Annotated in this window: 11 protein-coding genes; 4 read left to right on the top strand and 7 right to left on the bottom strand. The window is 71.9% G+C overall.

The window, feature by feature from the left end; all coding sequences use genetic code 11:
- Positions 1–171 precede the first annotated feature (171 nt).
- On the bottom strand, positions 172–3,765 hold the full coding sequence (locus GF068_RS24330) for an FG-GAP repeat domain-containing protein (RefSeq protein ID WP_153821856.1): 3,594 nt from the start codon (positions 3,763–3,765) through the stop codon (positions 172–174).
- 122 nt (positions 3,766–3,887) lie between these two features.
- On the opposite strand from GF068_RS24330, the gene GF068_RS24335 reads away from it, so the two are divergent.
- Positions 3,888–4,886: a DNA polymerase III subunit gene (locus GF068_RS24335; protein ID WP_338046550.1), complete on the top strand. Its 999-nt coding sequence runs from the start codon at positions 3,888–3,890 to the stop codon at positions 4,884–4,886.
- Here the strand turns inward: GF068_RS24335 and GF068_RS24340 are convergent, their stop codons facing one another.
- Positions 4,887–5,504, bottom strand: coding sequence for a hypothetical protein (locus GF068_RS24340; RefSeq protein WP_153821857.1), 618 nt, complete (start codon positions 5,502–5,504; stop codon positions 4,887–4,889).
- Complete coding sequence (locus GF068_RS24345) at positions 5,501–5,647, bottom strand: hypothetical protein (protein WP_153821858.1); 147 nt, start codon at positions 5,645–5,647, stop codon at positions 5,501–5,503. Before GF068_RS24345 ends, GF068_RS24340 begins: the two co-directional genes overlap by 4 nt.
- An 84-nt stretch (positions 5,648–5,731) precedes the next feature.
- Here GF068_RS24345 and GF068_RS24350 point away from each other — a divergent pair, with 84 nt between their 5' ends.
- Positions 5,732–6,949 carry a hypothetical protein gene (locus GF068_RS24350; protein WP_153821859.1) on the top strand — a complete coding sequence of 406 codons (1,218 nt, stop codon included), beginning with the start codon at positions 5,732–5,734 and terminating at the stop codon, positions 6,947–6,949.
- Between the two features lie 30 nt (positions 6,950–6,979).
- Here GF068_RS24350 and GF068_RS24355 read toward each other — a convergent pair whose 3' ends face one another.
- The 4 genes from GF068_RS24355 to GF068_RS24370 all read right to left on the bottom strand — a co-directional run bounded on the left by GF068_RS24355 (position 6,980) and on the right by GF068_RS24370 (position 13,377).
- Positions 6,980–7,570 carry a Tll0287-like domain-containing protein gene (locus tag GF068_RS24355; protein WP_153822244.1) on the bottom strand — a complete coding sequence of 197 codons (591 nt, stop codon included), beginning with the start codon at positions 7,568–7,570 and terminating at the stop codon, positions 6,980–6,982.
- 22 nt (positions 7,571–7,592) lie between these two features.
- Positions 7,593–8,900, bottom strand: coding sequence for a cytochrome c3 family protein (locus tag GF068_RS24360; protein WP_153821860.1), 1,308 nt, complete (start codon positions 8,898–8,900; stop codon positions 7,593–7,595).
- Between the two features lie 15 nt (positions 8,901–8,915).
- Positions 8,916–12,395, bottom strand: a complete 3,480-nt coding sequence (locus tag GF068_RS24365; protein ID WP_153821861.1) for an FAD-dependent oxidoreductase — start codon at positions 12,393–12,395, stop codon at positions 8,916–8,918.
- Positions 12,396–12,657: 262 nt separating this feature from the next.
- The gene (locus GF068_RS24370) at positions 12,658–13,377 is read right to left on the bottom strand and encodes a hypothetical protein (protein ID WP_153821862.1); all 720 of its coding nucleotides are present in this window, start codon (positions 13,375–13,377) and stop codon (positions 12,658–12,660) included.
- Positions 13,378–13,438: 61 nt separating this feature from the next.
- On the opposite strand from GF068_RS24370, the gene GF068_RS24375 reads away from it, so the two are divergent.
- Positions 13,439–15,340 carry an ATP-binding cassette domain-containing protein gene (locus GF068_RS24375; protein WP_338046551.1) on the top strand — a complete coding sequence of 634 codons (1,902 nt, stop codon included), beginning with the start codon at positions 13,439–13,441 and terminating at the stop codon, positions 15,338–15,340.
- A 123-nt stretch (positions 15,341–15,463) separates the two neighbouring features.
- Positions 15,464–16,831: a sigma 54-interacting transcriptional regulator gene (locus GF068_RS24380; RefSeq protein WP_338046583.1), complete on the top strand. Its 1,368-nt coding sequence runs from the start codon at positions 15,464–15,466 to the stop codon at positions 16,829–16,831.
- Positions 16,832–16,864: the final 33 nt, after the last annotated feature.

Consider the following 16,864-nt stretch of genomic DNA (forward strand, 5'->3'; position numbering starts at 1 on the left):
GCCCGGGGCCACTGCCATCGTCGTGCCACGAGGCAGCCTCGAATGACGCGTGATCTCACGAAAGATGCGGGGAGCTTTGTCCCCGCATGCCCTTCGCCTCTCGCTGTCCACGAATTCAATTGGGCAACGCTTGCCCAGCGGGCGGGCCCCCGCAGACGCGGGTGCGCCCGCTCAGCGGGGCCCGCTCGAGCGCCGGCGCGCGCGACGGAAGAGGCCGCCTAGGCCGAGCCCGAGCGCCACCACGAGGGCGGACGCGCCGGGCGCGTGGCCCGAGGCGCCGCAGCCGCCGAATGTGGTGGGGCCGGACGGCGTGGCCGCGGCGCCGGGAGGCAAAATCACGGGCGGATCGATATGCGTGGGGCGACCTTCGTCATCGAGGGAAACCACGAGCGAGGCGAGCGCGAGGTTTCCGCCCGAGTCGAGCACCGAGATATGAAGGACGACGTCCTCGCCATGAAGCTCGGGGGGCGCCGCGACGTCGAGCTCGGCCTTGCCCGCGGGGCCGTCGAAGAGGCCTTCGCCGACGACGAGCGCCTCGTCGTTCGCCGCGCCTGCCTCGGACATCCGGACGATCCAATGGTCGAGCGCGAGGTCGTCCTTCGCTTCGAGAGAGAGGTGCAGGGCCGCGCCCACGGCCGTCGCCGCGGCCCCGAGCGTGGGCCCATTCGCGTCCGCGACCACGAGGGGACGGCTGAAGACGTCGGGGCTCGCGCCGTTCGGGCCGATCGCGCGCACGGCCACGCGGTACGGGCGCGCGGCGAGGATCCCCGTGAGGTCGATCGAAGCCGAGCTCCCCGGAGCGGGCCTGTAGGCCGGGGACCAGAGGGGCTGTTCGTCCGGGCCGACGAGGGCGTATTCGTAACTCACGGCCTCGGAGACCTTCGCGAACGTGATCGTGACCGGCTCCCCGGGCTTGATCACGTGCGGGGCGTCCGGCGGGCCGTCGTCTGTCTCGCCAAACGAGATCCAGGGCGGCGACGCGCAGCCGGGCACGTCGATGTGGTGGACGTAGCCGTCCGCGACGCCGACGAGGATCTCGTCCGCGCCGTCGCCGTCGGTGTCGCCCACGACGGGCTCGGCGACCGAGCCGCCGAGGAACTTCGACCAGCGCAAATCGAGGGTGCAGGCGTCGAGGGCATAGAGGTATCCATCCGTGGATCCGGCGAGGATGGCCGGGCCGCCCGCGCCGAGCGAGGCGACGGAGGTCGCATTCGAGAGCACACCCGGGCGCTCTCCCGCGGCGATCGCCGCGTCCGCGGAGGGGAAGGTGCCCCCGCCGGCGAGCGCGCGCGCGCCGAGCAGCGCGCCGGTCGCGCCGTCGAAGGCGCGCAGCGTGGGGGAGAGGACGGCCGGGGTGACGAAGCGGGGCGCGTCGCCGCAGACCACGCGGGCGCCGGCCATTCCATTGACCTGCTCGGGGCTCTCCGATTGCCACGCAATGCCGAGGTCGGCCTGGAGGAGCCGCGGCGAGGACGCGCCCGCCTGGAGCAGGAGCTCGGGCCCGGGCCCGCCCTGGAACGAGGCGAGCATGGGGAGCGAATACCACATGCCATCGCCGGGCGTCGTCTGGACGGCGCCGCTCGCCGCGTCACGCGTGTTCAGGCCGTCGTTCATCGAATACCACGCGTCCGTCCCGTCGCCGTCGAGATCACCGACGCTCGAGCCGAAGAAGCCGCCGAAGGGCAATGGATTGCCCTGCCAAACGAGGCTGCCGGTGCCGAAATCGACCGCGGACTGGACGATCTGCACGCCCGAGGTCCGCCAGTCGAGGCCGACGCGCGGGGCCGCCTGGCCCGCCACGCGCAGCGGCAGCGGCGTGCCGTGGGGGGCGCCGGGGCCGAGGTCGACGGCGCCGAGGGGGGCGCCATTCTGCGAGCGGCGCGCCACGAGGTTGTTTCCTTCGACGCCGACGACGGCCGTCCCCAGCGAGCCGAGGTCGAGGATACTCGCCGCGTGCATGCCCGGCTGCACGAAACGCGGCAGCGGCGGGACGACGAGCGAGGCGAAGCGTGTCTCCCCGACGAAGAGGCCGAGCGGCGAGCCCGGCAGGACCACGAAGGGCCCGGCGTCGTCGCCGCCGACGAGCGGCCCGCCCTGCGCGCCCCCGCTCGGCTGAAGGCCACCACCGACGAGCGAACCCGTCGCCTTGCCGCCCCAGAACACGACGCCGTTCGTCCCTTTCAAGGCCTGCGAGAGCGCGACGACCATGCCCGCGGTCGTGCCCACGGCGACCTGGGGATAGGGCCGCGTGGAGAAATCGGCCGTGAAAACACCGGTGATATCACCGACGAGCGGGACGTGCTCCCCGGCCTTCTTCGGCCCGGCGGCGTCGAGGGTGTACGCCTGGATGTCCCGGAAGGTGTGGGGGTCCTCGAGGATATCGTAGGGCAGCTCGGATTTCGGCCTCCCGACGAGGAGGGCCGAGGGTTGTCCAGGCCGCGGGAGCACGGCGAGGCGCTGCGCGAGCGGGCCCCGCTGCGCGCGCGCCGGGTCGGGCATCAAATGGGCGCGCACCTCGGGGATGGGGCCGGCCAGGGCCACGAGGGTATTGCCGTCGAAATGGTGGACGGAGAGCCCCTCGGCCGTCGCGACGACGAGCTCCGCCCCGGCGGCGAGGCCGAGATCGGCCGCGCCCTCGAAGCGCGCGCCCGGGAGCGTGGCGACGGTCGCGCCCGCCGCGCCCTTCAGGATCTCCGTGGTGAACGTGGGCGCGCCGGACGCGTGGTGCGAAAAGACGAGCTCGTCCACGCCGTCGCCGTCGAGATCCGCGGCCACGTCGGCGAGCGCGACCATTTCGGCGTCATAACCGGCCGCCTTGCGCTGGAAGAGCAGCGATCCGGTCTTCGACTGCGGATCGAAGTCGAACACCGTGATCCCGGGCGGGCCGACCTTCGCCGCGACCTGGCCGTGCGGCTGCACGATGACGAGCTCTTTGCCGGGTGAGCCGTCGATCTCGGCCGCGAGCGCGTAAGCCTGCGAGAAAGGTTTGTCCGAAGCGCCGGGCGCGCCGAGCGTCGTGATCGTCTGGCCATCGTCGCCGCGGAGGATCACGATCTCGGCCGGCGAGGTGAGCACGACCTCGGGCAGGCCGTCGCCGTCGAGGTCGACGAGGGTATCGGTGCCGCTGTGGGAGGGCGGCGGCGATGTGTTCGCCGGGCGCTTCCACAGCACGCTCGGCGCGCCGAGGCCGGCCGCGAAGGAGAAGGCGCCGGCCGCCATGGCGCCGGGCGTCGCGCAGCTCGTGCATTCGTCGATGTAGACGTCGGACAAACCATTGCCGTCGAGGTCGACCACGCGGGCGGCCGCGGGCGCGCGGAACTCGCCGAGCGGCGAGCTCCAGCGGACCACGCCGGTCCCGCCGTCGAGGACGTGCACGCGCGTCTCGGTGCGGACCACGACCTCGCGCTGGCCGTCGCCGTCGAGATCGGCGAACGCCTCGACCGAGCCGACGCCGAGGATCTCGCTCTTCCAGAGCGTCACCTGCGACACGGCGTGCCTGGCGACGAACCTGCCGCCGACGGCCACGACGAAGGTCTGGGGGTTCGCCAGGCCAAACCGTGTGATGCGGCCCGTCGGGCGCCCGCCCATGTACACGCGCCAGGTGACGACGGGCTCGACGACGGGCACGTGGCCCGCCGAGGCGCCGGTGCGCGCGGCGTCATGGCGCGCGATCGGCCAGGTGTCGGCGCCGGCGCGGCCGGATGCGGAGCCCCCCGCGAGGACCACCAGCGCGCCGAGCAAAGCAGCACGAGACGAGCAGCGCATGACGTCTCCTTTGGGTGCGGAAAGAAAATTCCCTCACCTGGGAAAGTATCAAAAAATGGTGTTGCTGTCTCGTACGACCGAGCGCACTTCAACGCGGCGGCCCTCCGTGCTAGGCCTCGCGCGTGCCGTTTTCGCGCATCCTCGGCCAGGACGAGGCCATCCGGACGCTCGTGCGGGCCCTCGAGAGCGGGCGCGTCCACCACGCCTACCGCTTCGAGGGGCCCGACGGCGTGGGCAAGGAGATGGTCGCCTTCGCGCTGGCGCAGGCGCTCGTGTGCACGGGCGGCGACACGCTCGGCTGCGGCCGCTGCGACGCCTGCCAGCGCGCGGTGACGCTCTCGACCGAGCGCCCCGAGGTGCCGAAGCACCCGGACGTGATCCTCGTCGAGCGCGGGCTCTACCCGCCGGCGACGCTCGACAAGAAGAATGAGGAGGTCCAAGGGATCTCGATCGAGCAGATCCGGCGCATCGTGCTCCCCCACGCGGCCTACCCGCCCCACGAGGGACGCGCGCGGATCTTCATCATCCGCAGGGCCGAGGAGATCACGGTCGCGGCCGCGAACGCGCTCCTGAAGACGCTCGAGGAGCCGCGGCAAGGGACACACTTCGTGCTGCTCACGTCGCGGCCCGATCGCATGCTCGACACGATCCGCTCCCGCACGCTGAAGCTGCGCTTCGGGCCCCTCTCGGACGAGGTGCTGCACGAGATCCTCCAGGCGAAGGGGACGCCGGCGGGGAAGCAGGACCTCGCGATCGAGCTCGCCGCAGGCAGCGCAGGAGCGGCGCTCGAGCTCGCGGACGCGGAGCGCACGGCCGCGCGCGACGAGTTCGTCGCGTCGATGCTCGCGGCCGTGGCGGCGCCGGATCTCGGGCCGGCGGTGGCGCTCGCGGAGGCGCTCGACACGAAGGACAAGGAGAAACTGCGCGACGATCTGCGCGCCCTCGGCGCGGCGCTCGCCCGCTCGGCGCGCGGCCGCGTGGCCGCCGATCCACGCGCGGCCGTGATCGACGCCCGACGTTACGAGTCCGTGCTGCGCGTGCTCGGGTACCTCGAGCGCAACGCGAGCCCGAACCTGTCGATCATCCAGCTCGTCTCGGAGATGCGCGAGGCCGTCCCCTGATCAGGACGCATCGTCGGCGCGGCCCATGCGATCGTACTCGTCCTCGTCGAGGCGGCGCCCGGCCCACGCGAGCGTCTTGCCTTCACTCGTGACGACGAGCGCGACCTCGCGACCGCCGGCCTCGTACGTGGCGAGTATGCCCGACGCGCCGACCATCGGCGTGCCCTGGCCGAGCCGCTCGAACATCACCGGCAAGCGGCTCCTGCGTTGCATCGCCATGCCCCGGATCTCCAGCGTCCCGGGCGGCTCGGGTGGCGTGTCCACCGAGGCCGGGCTGAGCCAGAGGACCCTGCGCGCGTCCCCCGGAAAGAGCACCACCACGTGGTGCGCGAGGCCCTCCGGCGCCACGAAGATCACCGCGGCGAGCGCCTGCTCGCGCGCGACGATGGCCCCCGAGAGCCAGCGCTCGTCGCCCTCCGCCGACACGACGTCGCCGAGCGCGAGCGTGAGCCCCGCGAGCGGATCCGCCGGCGCAGGCGCCTTCAGCGCGCGCGGCGGCTTCTTCTTGTCGTCGAGCGCCTTGCCCTCGTCCGGCGCCTCGCGCTCGCGGCGCCGGCTCGCGAGGTAGCCGAGGGACGCGGCCACGGCGGCCGTGATCGCGATGGCGACGAGGCTCATCTGTCCTCCGTTCGAGGCGTCGAGAGGCCAACCGCGTACGTCCCTCCCGGGCGCGCGGCGCGCGCGGCCTCGGCGAAGGTGATGACGTCGACTCCGCGCCGGTCGAGCGCGGCCTTGTCCACGGTGGCGTACAGACCTCGCATGCGGGCGTGGGTTTGTACGCTAAGGTTGACGCCCTCGGAAGGAAAGCGGAAAGCCCCCCTCTCGACGGACAGCCGGAGCCCCTGATGCGATCTTCGCGCGCTTCCCTCCTCGCCTCTCTCCTTTGCCTCGGAAGCCTGCTCGCGCCGAGCGCCCACGCCGCGCCGCCCGCGAAGGCCGGCAAGGGCCAGAAAGCGCCCGCGCCGCCGCCGCTGCCGCCCACGCCCGCGCGCCTCTGGATCATCGCGCCGACGATGGCGGGGCCGTGGACGATGCGGATCGACAACGACGGATCGGTCCCGATCCGCGTGCCCGCCGACGCGCGGCTGCTCCGGTTCGAGATCGAGGTGGAGGGCGAGAAGAAGCCGACGACGTGCGAGCTGCCGAAGGCGCTGCGCCCGCAGAGCTTCCCCGAGAGCCGAGCGCTCCTGCTCGGCCCGGGGCAGTCGTACGTCGAGCCCTTCGATCCGAAGCTCTTTTGCTTCGGCAAGGCCGCGGCCGCGCTCCGGCCGGGCGTCACCTTGCACGCGAAGTTCGGCTGGGATCCGCCGAAGAAGTTCACGAAGAAGCCCCCCGCGCCGCCCTTCGCCGCCGAGAGCACCGAGCGCGAGGCCACGGTCGCGCCCCAGCCCGAGCTCCGCGCGCCCGCGATCGTGCTCGGCGAGAGCCCGCCGCCGCCTCCGCCGGCCACGAACACGAACGCGAACGCGCCCAAGCCGGCCGACGGCAAGCCCGCCGCGCCCGCGTCGGTCGTCGACGAGCGCGCAGGCAGGCTCGAGCTCACGGCCGACGCGTTCAAGGACGTGACCACGCCGCGTGGAGCCTCGGTGACGGTGAAGGCGACAAACGCGGGGCTCCGGCCGATCGTCGTCGCGCTGCGGCCCTGGATGCTCTCGTTCCACGTCGACGGGCCTTACGGCCACAGCAAGGATTGCCCCGGGGATCCGCCGCGTGGGCTGCCGAAGGACGCGTTCCGCGCGCTCAAGCCCGGCGACTCCACCTCGTTCACCGTCCTGCTCGGCGAAATCTGCCCGGGGGGCACGTTCCCGCGCCCGGGCCTCTATCGCGTGACCGCCACGCTGAACGCCGGCGAGACCAGCGAGGGCGTCGAGGCGTACACGGCCGAGGTCAGCACGAAGACGCCCACGCTGCTGCGGCTCGCGTCCGCGCCCGAGCCCTTCTTCGCCGACCCGCCCAAGGCGCTGCCCCCGCCGCCGCCCCCGAACAGCTCGTCGCCCGACGCGCCTGCGTCCCCGCCTGCGGCTGCGCCTGCGCCTGCGTCTCCCACGCCGGCTGGCCAATGACCCCCCCGCTCGGCCCCCCCGGCCGAGCCGTTACTTGTTCACGGGGATGCGGATCACGAGGCCGCCCATCATGTCGCCTTCCTTGAAGTCCTTGCGCGGGCTGTCGGCGTGCTCGTTGTGGCAGTTCGCGCAGGCGGCGGCGACGGCCTTGTCCGGATAAACCGCGGTGAAATAGGTCTTGTCCGCGATTTTCTCCTCCGTGTAGTAGTTCTTGCCCGGGTTCTTCGCGACGAAGTCGAGGCCCGCCTTCTCGGCGTCCGTCTTCGCCTTGTTCTGCTGGTTGATCGGCCACTGCGAGAGGAGCGCGTACGAGAAGCTCGAGTTCGTCTTTTGCGCGTGCTCCGCGCCCATGCGCAGCATCTGCGCCGGCAGCGGGAGCGTCTTCTCTTCCTTGAACCGCTCGGTCGCCTTGATCGCCTTCTCGGCGACGAGGCGATCCACGACCTGACCCGCGTAGATCGCGCGATCGGCCGCGATCACCGCATAGAGCGCGTCCGCCATCTGCTGCGGCGCGATACCTCCCGCCGCGCCGCCCTCTCCACCTTTGCCGCAGCCTGCCGCCGTCACGCCGGCGAGGGCCAGGGCACCACACAGCAACGCGCCCGCCTTCGAGTGTCCCATCTTCACGTCGTTCTCTCCTTGCTCAGCGCTTCCCCTGCGCTGCGCGCTTCTCGACCATGTCCACGCTCGCCACGTGTTTCTTCGGGCGACCGGCGAAGTTGGCCCGGACGAGCTCCGGGTCGGCGATCGAGTCGAGCGAGAAACCCACGCCGTGACAGCTCGTGCACACGTTGCGGACCATCTTCTCGCTCGGCCTCAAGTTGTCGTTCTGGTTGTGCTGTACCACGACAGGAGCGCTGTTCGACTGCTTCTCCCTCGGCATGTGGCACGTTGCACACGATACACCCGTCCCGGCCGCCGCCGCGCCGTTCATCTCGGCCTCCCACAACTTGAAGTGCGGCGACCGCTGATAGGACCGGCTGTGTTCGTCGTCGTGGCATCCGAGGCACGAGTCCACCGCTGCTTTGCGGGCGTTCACCGAGTGCCCGCCGTGACAGCTCTCACAGCCGACCTCGAGCTCCTGGGCCTCGGCGCGCATCGGCAGCCGCGCCGCGGCGGGGCTCATGGGGCCGAGGCCCACGGCGCTGCGCATTCCGTGCTTTCCCTGGCCAAACCCCTTGTTTTGTTCGGCGTGGCATCCCGCGCAGAGCGTGAGCGGCGGTTTGTTCGTCCACGGGGTCCCCGGCGTCCCGCCGTGACAACCCGAGCAGTTCACGCCCGCGCGCGCGTGCGCCGACGCCTCCCACTCGGAGACGAGCGCCGCCGAGAACGCCACCGTGCGCGGCGCGTCCTGGTCCTTCGCGCCGAGCGACTTCGTCTCCTTCGCGACCACCGCGACCCCGCGCGGCAAGACCTTCGCGGACGCGAGCACGACGGGCTCGCCGAGGTGCTTCTTCAGGTAATCTTCCCAGAGCGCGCGGTTGTCGTGGTAGTTGTGGCAGCCCGCGTCGCTGCAGGTGTTGAACGCCATCCCCGCGTGGCTCGGCCGCTCGGTGCCCACGTCGCCGTGGCACTCGACGCAGAAATCCACGGGCAGCGTGTAGCCCTCGCGGTGCGTCCCCTCGGGCCAGTGCTCGACGTGGCAGGTGACGCAGCGGCGCGCGTCGATCTTTTCGAGATTCCCGGCGTTGCGCGGGTCGTTGAACTTCGAGGCCGGGTGCGAGTCGGCCGCGGTGCGCTGCTCGCCATGGCAATTCGTGCAGGCGTCGTCTTGGACCCCGCCGAAGGGCGTATGGCAGGACGAGCACGCCATTTCGATTTGATGGTGCCCGTGGGAGGTCTCGTCGGGCAAATAAAGCGTCTGATCCGACGAGGTCAGCCGGAAGGCCCCGAACCCGCCCACGAGCCCCGTGAGCAGGAGCCAGGCCACAATCGAGGTACGCGTGCTCATCTGGAGGCCCGCCTCTCAGTAGTAGTACACGGCAAGCACATGAAGCGCGATGAGGATCGGCAAAGGCCAGGTCAAGAGGAGGTGGACGAAGGAGGCGCGTAAGCGGCGATCCCGCGCCGCCACGGGGCTCCACCGGGAGCTCACCGCGAAGACGCCACCCGCGAGCGCGCCGAGGAGCACGACGGCGAGGAAATCGATCGTCAGGACGAGGTTCACCCGCGTGCCCGCGGAGAGCCCCGTGTGGAGGAAAAACAAAACCAGGGTGGCCGCGCCGAGCACGGCGTGGACCACGCGCCAGAACGGCACGTCCGCGGACCGGAACCGCCTCCAGCGCTTGCGCAAGGAGACCCCGAGGCTCGCCACGGCGAGCGCGACGAGGGCGTAGCCGCTCACCTGCTTCGCCACCCCCGGGCGCAAGAGCGCGTCGAGGACGACGCCCGTCCGGATGGAGCGGGAAGGAGGGATCGAGGGGGCGAAGGCCAGCACCAGGACGCAGGATACGGCCAGGACCGACGCAATGAGGAGAATCTTGCGACCGCGCTCCGGCGGAGGCGCGATCGAAGGCCGTACCGGCGGCACCGAGGGGGTCTGCAGCGCGCCCGGCGGGATGCTGAGGCGCTTCGGCGGCACCCAGCTCCGCCGCGACATCGGCGCACGGTCCGCAGGAGGGAGGAGCGAGTCGCGCGAGACCGAGAGGACGTCGGCGATCTCGGCCTCGTCGATGCCCCCGAGCAGCGAGATGCGCGGCCGCGACGCCGAGGAGCTCTCCCTTCGCTCCTCCGTCTCCGCGAGGGCCGCCTCGATCGCCGAGAGCCGCCGCGCCGAGGAGGGCGGGATCTCCGAGGGCGACGTCGCGTAGAGGGTCGGCTCGATCGAGGGCAGAGGGGCGGGCGGCGGCAGCGCGTCCTCGACCGCGACGATGGCCACGTGCGAGGGCGGGAGGATGACGCCGCTCGAGATGGCCCCGCTCGAGATGGGGCGGGACGAGACCGGCGGCATGGACGAGGGCGGAGCCGAGCGCGGGGAGGACGCCGGCGGGGCCGACACGACGCGCACCGAGCCGGCCGGCGGGGTCGATCGGCGGATGGGCCCTTCGGCCCTGCCACGCGCAGCAAGGCCGAGGACGAGCCCCGTCGCGGGCGTCGGCGTGTGCGCAGGCGGCAGCGCCTCGCCGCCGAGCCCGATGAGCGCGATGCCCGCAGGCGGGGTCGAGGTCCGGCGCGGGCTGCGTGGCGTGATCAGCACGCCCGAGGGCGGCGTCAGCGAGGAGGCGCGGACCGACGCAGGTGCTTGCAGCTCCAACGAGCGGGCCGAGCGCGGCACGACCGGGATGCCCGTGGGCGGCGTGGGCGCCGTGTCGTCGCGGGGGGCGGGCTCGAGCGAGAGGCGCGCCGAGCGCGGGGCGATCTCGGTGCCGGCCGGCGGCGTCTCCGAGGCGAGCGCGGCGCCGCGGCGCGCGACGGGCGCCTCCTCGGGCGCCTCGAACGCAGCGGCGACGCCGAAGCCGGCCTGCGCGCTCGCCTCGGCCGAAGGGGGCGGCGGGATCGACGAGCGGAGCGTGCTCGGGGGCGGCAGGTCCACGGCTGCGCGCGCGACCAGGCTCGCGCTGCGCATGGACATCGGCGCCGGCTCGATGTCGTCGTCGTCGTCGGCAGGCGCGAGCGGGAGGCTCCGCCGGCCGAGATCCAGCGCGCCCGGGAGCTCCGGCGTCCGCTCGGCGATGGTGACCGAGAAGCGCTGAGAGCGCGGCGCGTCGTCGAGCCGCGACGAGGGCACGGAGGCGAGCGAGGACGGCGGCGGGACGCTCGCGTGTTGCGAGGAGTCGAGCCGCGACGAGGGCGAGAGGTCTCCGCCGCGACGGCTGCGTGGACCCTCGCCCCGGCGCGACCGAGGCCCGCCGTCGCCGCGCCGGCTGCGCGGCCCCTCGCGCCACGACGCGGGCATCGGCTCGAAGACGCTCACGGGGCCGTCCAGGCCGAGCAGCTCCGAGAGCAGCGGCTTGCACGAGCCGCAGAGCGTGCCCGCGCCGGTCTTCGTCCCGAGCGCCTCCACGCTCTGACAACCGCCGTCGATCGCCAGCGCGAGCGCGCCCCGCGTGACGCGCAGGCAGCCGCAAACGATCGCGTCTTCGGCCCACTCCGTGACGGGCGCGGACTCGGACTTCGGCCACAGGTTGCCGGTGCCGCGGAACCTGCGCATGTCCCAGAACGAGAGCGGCAGCGGCGCCTTGAGCAGCTCGCGGATGCGGTCGAGGTTGTCCCACTCGCCGACGGTCACCGCGCCGATGAGCCGTCCGTCGCGGACCACGAGCTTGCGGTAGACGCCGCCGCCGTTGAACACGAGCGCGTTGCCGCCGAGGCGCTGATCGCCGTCGTGCTCGCCGAGGGCCGCGACGGTCACGCCGAGCAGCTTGAGCTTCGCCGAGGTGTCGGCGCCGTCGAAGGTCCGCTCGGCGCCGAGCAGGTTCGCCGCGAGCACGTCGACCATCTGGTAGCCCGGCAGGACGAGGCCGTACGTCGTGCCCCGGTGCGACGCGCACTCGCCGATCGCGAAGATCTGCTCGTCGGGGTTGCGTGTCTTCTTGTCGATGGCCTGCAGCCGATCGTCCACCACGATCCCGCCATTCGCGGCCATCTGCAGGCCCGCGGCCTTCGCGAGCTCGCCGCGCGGACGGACGCCGGCCGCGAAGATCACCATGCCCACGATGAGCGTCTCGCCGTCGTCGAAGTGCAGGCGCAACCCCAGCTCGGGCGTGACGTCCTCGTCGTCCTCGGCGGCGGCGCGGTACGAAACTGGCTGGTACGACCCGCCCGCGAGCCCGAGCGAGACCTCTTCGATCCGGACGAGCTTCTTGCCGCAGCGGACCTTCACGCCCATCCGCTCGACCTTGTCGCGTAGCGCCGCGCCGCCGTCGGCGTCGAGCTGGCGCGGCATGAGCCACGGCGACACCTCCACGACGTGCACGTCGAGCTCGAGGTCGAAGACCGCCTTCGCCGCCTCCAGCCCGAGCAGGCCTCCGCCGATGACGGCGGCGCTCTTCAGCGTCGCGGGATCATAGGCGTACTCCTCGATGTCGCAGACGTCGTCGAGCGTGCGGTAGACGAAGCAGCCCGCCAGGTTCGCGCCCTCGATCGGCGGCACGAAGGGGCTCGAGCCCGTGGCGAGGATGAGGCGGTTGTACTCGACGCGGCGCCCCGAGCGCGAGACGACCACGCTGCTGCCGCGGTCGATCTCGACGACGGGATCTCCCGTGAAGAGCTCGATCCCGCTCTGCTCGTACCAGTCCGGCGGCGCGAGCGAGAACGTCGAGAGGGGACGTCCGGCGAAGAACTCGGTGAGGTGCACGCGGTCGTACGCGGGGAACATCTCCTCGCCGAACACGACGATGCGGATCTCGTCGTTCGCGCCGTACTCCACCATTCGCTGGCAGAGCTTCCAGCCGACCATCCCGTTGCCGATGATCACCAGGGTCTGGGACTGGTCGCTCAGGTCCACCGTCGGTCTCCGCTCACCCCTCGTACCCTCGGCCCTCGCGGCGCTCGGCCCTTATACTCCATCCCGGTATTTCCCGGACGAAAGCAAAGGCTCAAAAGATCTCGCAAGCCGATTGGACAGGCAATGACGCCCACGGAAATGGGCCGCATTCCGCGCTCACCTGCCCTGCCCTGCGCCACGGGCCTCGAGACAGGCTGGGCCCGCCGCGCCGCTCGTGCAAGCCGAACTGCAAACCTCCGGGAAAAGGAGCACAAAGCGTCAATCAATCGACGGACGGAACGGTCGCGTTCACCCAGGTGGCCACGCCTCGCGCGGCCGCGGGCGCGCGGAACCCCGCGGCCGAGAGCTCGCGTTGCATGCAGTTTGCCGCGGCCTCGTAGCGCGGCTCCGTGCCGCTCGTGCTGATCGACGAGGGCACGATGTAGCCGTCCACGTCGATCTTGAAGCGGAGCACGATCGTGTCGGGTGGGAGGATCTTGCCGTCCGCGCCGCGACAACGCGTGACGAGCGGATAATAAAGTTGCGCCCGCGCCGCGCGCTCGACGGCGGACGAAGGGATGCCCTCGTGCACGTCGGGGCTCCCCGCCTGGATGTGGATTCGTTTTCGCGCGCGCGGGAGGGCTGACGCTGCGGCTGCCGCGTCGACGCCGCCGTCGAGGCCTCCGCCCGCCTCGCGAGCCTCCTCGCGGACACCCGTCTCCGTACCCACGAGCGTGCCTCCGTCCGGCCCCGTCGGCGTGGTCGACGCCTTCGGCGCAGCGGCGAGGATCTCCTCGAGCACGCCTGGCACCGCCTCCTTCGCGACGGGCGCGCCGCCGTCCTCGGGCTCGGCGAGCGGCAAGCGCGCGGCGGCCTCGGGCGAGAACACGGACGAGCTCGCGCGTGGCGAGGGCAGAGGCGCGGGCGCTTGCTCCTCGCTCGTGCACGCCACGAGCGCGACGACGAGGACGGCCACGACGACGACGGTTTGCGCGCTTCGCACGGTGCGTAGGGTCCACCGAAAGCGCGCGGCTTGCAACGGACTGGGATAACCTCCGCGGCCCGTGCGCGACCTCTGGCTGATCCTCCGCGCCGTCCGTCGCTCCTTGCGCGGCGGCCCGCTCTTCGGCTTCGTCCTCGCGGTGGGCCTCTCGTCGCTCTCGGGCGTCATGGCCGGCGTCTTGCCGGGCCTCGTGGGCGTCTCGATCGGCGCCGTCCTCGATCGCCCGGCGTCGCCGAGCCCGGGCCTCGCGGGCCTGTTCGCGCGGCTCGTGTCGGGCGAGGGCCCCTGGGTCGTCATCGCCGCGACGCTCGCGGCCGTGACGCTCACGGTGGGCGTGACGATGGCGCAGAGCCGCGCGGGCTCGGAGCTCTCGGCCGAGCTCACGGCGGCGCTACGCGTGGAGCTCGTGCGCGCCGCGCTCTGGGCCTCGCCGCGCGCCGTGGACGCGGCCGGCGCGCGCGCGCTTTCGCCGAAAGGCGCTCCTCCCGCGCCGCCCGGCGTGAAGGCGCCCCAGGTGCGCGGCTTCGAGGCGGTCAAGCTCGTCATCGCGCGGGACGCCGCGGCCGTATCGGACTTCGCGGTCGCGGTGATCACGGGCCTGCCGCAGGCGATCGTCACGTTGCTCGTCCTCGCCTTCGAGCTCGCCTCGGGCGGCGCGTGGCCCGTGCTCGTGGGCACGGCGCTGCTCTTCGTGCTCTCGCGCTTGCTCTCCGATCGCGCCTCGCGCCGCGTGGGCGAGCGGATGCAGGTGATGCAGCGCGCGGACACGGCGGTCTTCGGCGCGCTCGGCGAGATGCTCGCCGGCACCGAGGAGCTGCGCCTGCTCGGCGCGCGGCAGACGGCGCTCGTGGAGGTCTCCGCCGCGGCGCATCGCGCGGCCGACGCGCGCCGTAGTTTCGCGGCTGCGCTCGCGGCGTCGGGGCAGATCAAGAGCGTGCTCGCGGCGATGTCGCCGCTCGTCATCCTCGTCGCGCTTCGCTTGTCTGGCCGCGCGCACGAGGCGGGTGACGTGGCGAAGCTCCTGCTCGTCACGCCGCTCCTGCTCGCGCGCTTCGAGGCGCTCGACGGCCTCCGCTCGGGCTTGCTCGAGCGCGCGCCGCTGCTCGCCTCGCTCCGCGATCTGCTCTCCTTGCCCCCGCATCCGCCCGAGCCCGAGGACCCGCTGCCGCTCGCGGCGCTCGCGAGTGACGAGGTCGTGATCGAAGGCGTCGGCTACCGGCCCGAGGGGGCGCAGGACGACGTGCTCTCGGACCTCTCGCTCCGGATCCCCGCGGGCGCGGTGGTGGCGATCTGCGGCGCATCGGGCTCGGGCAAGTCCACGCTCGTCCGCCTGCTCTTGCGGCTCGACGATCCGACACGTGGCAGGATCGAGGTGGGCGGCGTCGACCTCACGCGCCTCTCGCCGAAGGACCTCGCGCGCCTCTTCGCGGTGCTCGGCCAGGCGTCCGTGCTCTTCGAGCGCTCGGTCGCGGAGAACCTCGGGCTCGGCCTCGCAGAGCCGCCGGACGAGGCTTCGATGCAGCGTTTGCTCGCGCGCGTGCGCCTCGACGCTCTCGCCGCGGGCAAGGACGGCCGAGGGCTCGATGTGGTGGTGCGCAAGGTGCCGCCGAACTTCTCGGGCGGCGAGCAACGCCGGCTCCTGCTGGCGCGCATGCTCCTCCGCGACGCGCGCCTGCTGGTGCTCGACGAACCCGAGGCGGGGCTACCTCAGGCCACGGCGGAGGAGCTGCTCGGCAACGTCGTCGAGCTCGCGGCGGGTCGGACGACGATCGTCGTCACGCACGCGCCGCACCTCGTGAAATCGACGTTCAACGTGGTGCTCGACAAGGGCCGTATCGCGGCGATGGGCACGCACGAGGAGCTCGTGCGGACGTCGGAGGCCTATCGGGCGTTGTTATCGGAAGGGCAACGCAAGCAAGCGGCGGGGCCGGGGCCCTCGGCTCGAGCGACGGTCGCACCATAGCCGCGATACCCCTTACACACTGTAGGCAGAGTGCATCCCGAGACACGCGCTCTTGCTTTTCCGTGTATTCCGGCTGTAAGGTGAGCAAGCGTGAAGGCTTCTGTCTCGCTCGAGCTCGTCATCGTGACCGCGGATGCGACCCGCTTGCGGCCGTTACCAGCGACCGGGCGAGTCACGATCGGCCGAGGTGAAACAAACCATATCGTCCTTCAGGATCCTTCGATATCGAGACGCCACGTCGTCCTCGATATCGGCCCGCCCTTGCGCGTCGAGGATGTGGGCAGCTCGAACGGCCTCCGTGTATCTCGGTCCGAGGACGCGGACGGGACGGCGCGTATCGTGGAGTATCGAGTTCCCCCCGGCGAATCGATGGATCTCGCGCTCGGGGATGGCGTCCAGCTCGGCGCCACGCTCCTCGTGGTGCAGCGCGCCAACGCATCCGAGGACAACCCCGCCTCCTCTCGCGTCGTTCGGTCCTACTCCGTGCCCGTGATTCACGACAGCGGCATGCGGAAGCTGTACGAGCTCGTGGATCGGGTCGCGCAGAGCAACATCAACGTGCTTTTGCTGGGCGAGACGGGGGTGGGCAAGGAGGTGATGGCGGAGGCCATTCACCGGCGCTCGCCGCGGGCGCGAGGGCCGCTCGTTTGCCTCAACTGCGCGGCCATCCACGAGTCGCTTCTGGAGAGCGAGCTCTTCGGCCACGAGGCGGGCGCGTTCACGGGCGCGGCGAAAACGAAGCCTGGGCTCTTCGAGGTCGCGGCGGGCGGGACGGTGTTCCTGGACGAGGTCGGGGAGCTACCGGTCTCGGTGCAGGTGAAGCTCTTGCGGGTGCTGGAGGAGCGGAAGGTCATGCGGGTCGGAGCGGTCCAGAAGCGGCCGATCGACGTTCGATTCGTCTCGGCGACGAATCGCGACCTCGAAGAGGAAGCCGCGAGCGGCGTGTTCCGGCAGGACCTCTATTTTCGGTTGAACGGGGTGACGATCGAGATCCCGCCGCTTCGGGAGCGCGTATCGGAAATCGAACCCATGGTGCGGAGCTTCGTGGCGCGCGCGGCGGTGCAGATGAACATGCGATCGGAGCCGCGGCTATCGAAGGCGGCGCTGGAGGCGCTGCTCGGTCATGGATGGCCGGGGAACATCCGCGAGTTGCGCAACGTGATCGAGCGCGCGGTCGTGCTGAGCGCGGGAGAGACGATCCAACCGGAGCACCTCGGGCTGGGTGGTCGTGGGACGGCCCGAAAGTCGAACCCGGAGCTCGCGACGATCCCGCCGCCGCGGCCGTCGCAGCCTGCGTCCGGGGTGGTCTCCTCGTCGATCGCACCCCTGCGGGTGCCGGTCGGGGAGGACGAGCGGCAGAGGATCTTGCTCGCGCTGGAGGCGTGCGGGGGGAATCAGTCGAAGGCGGCGGAGATGCTGGGGATCTCGCGGAGGACGCTGCTCATGCGGCTGGATCTGTACGGGATCACGAGGCCGCGGAAGGGGCGGTGACAGGGGGGCGCAGGAATACCCTATCGCCCTCCT

Source organism: Polyangium spumosum (assembly GCF_009649845.1).
Lineage (GTDB): Bacteria > Myxococcota_A > Polyangia > Polyangiales > Polyangiaceae > Polyangium > Polyangium spumosum.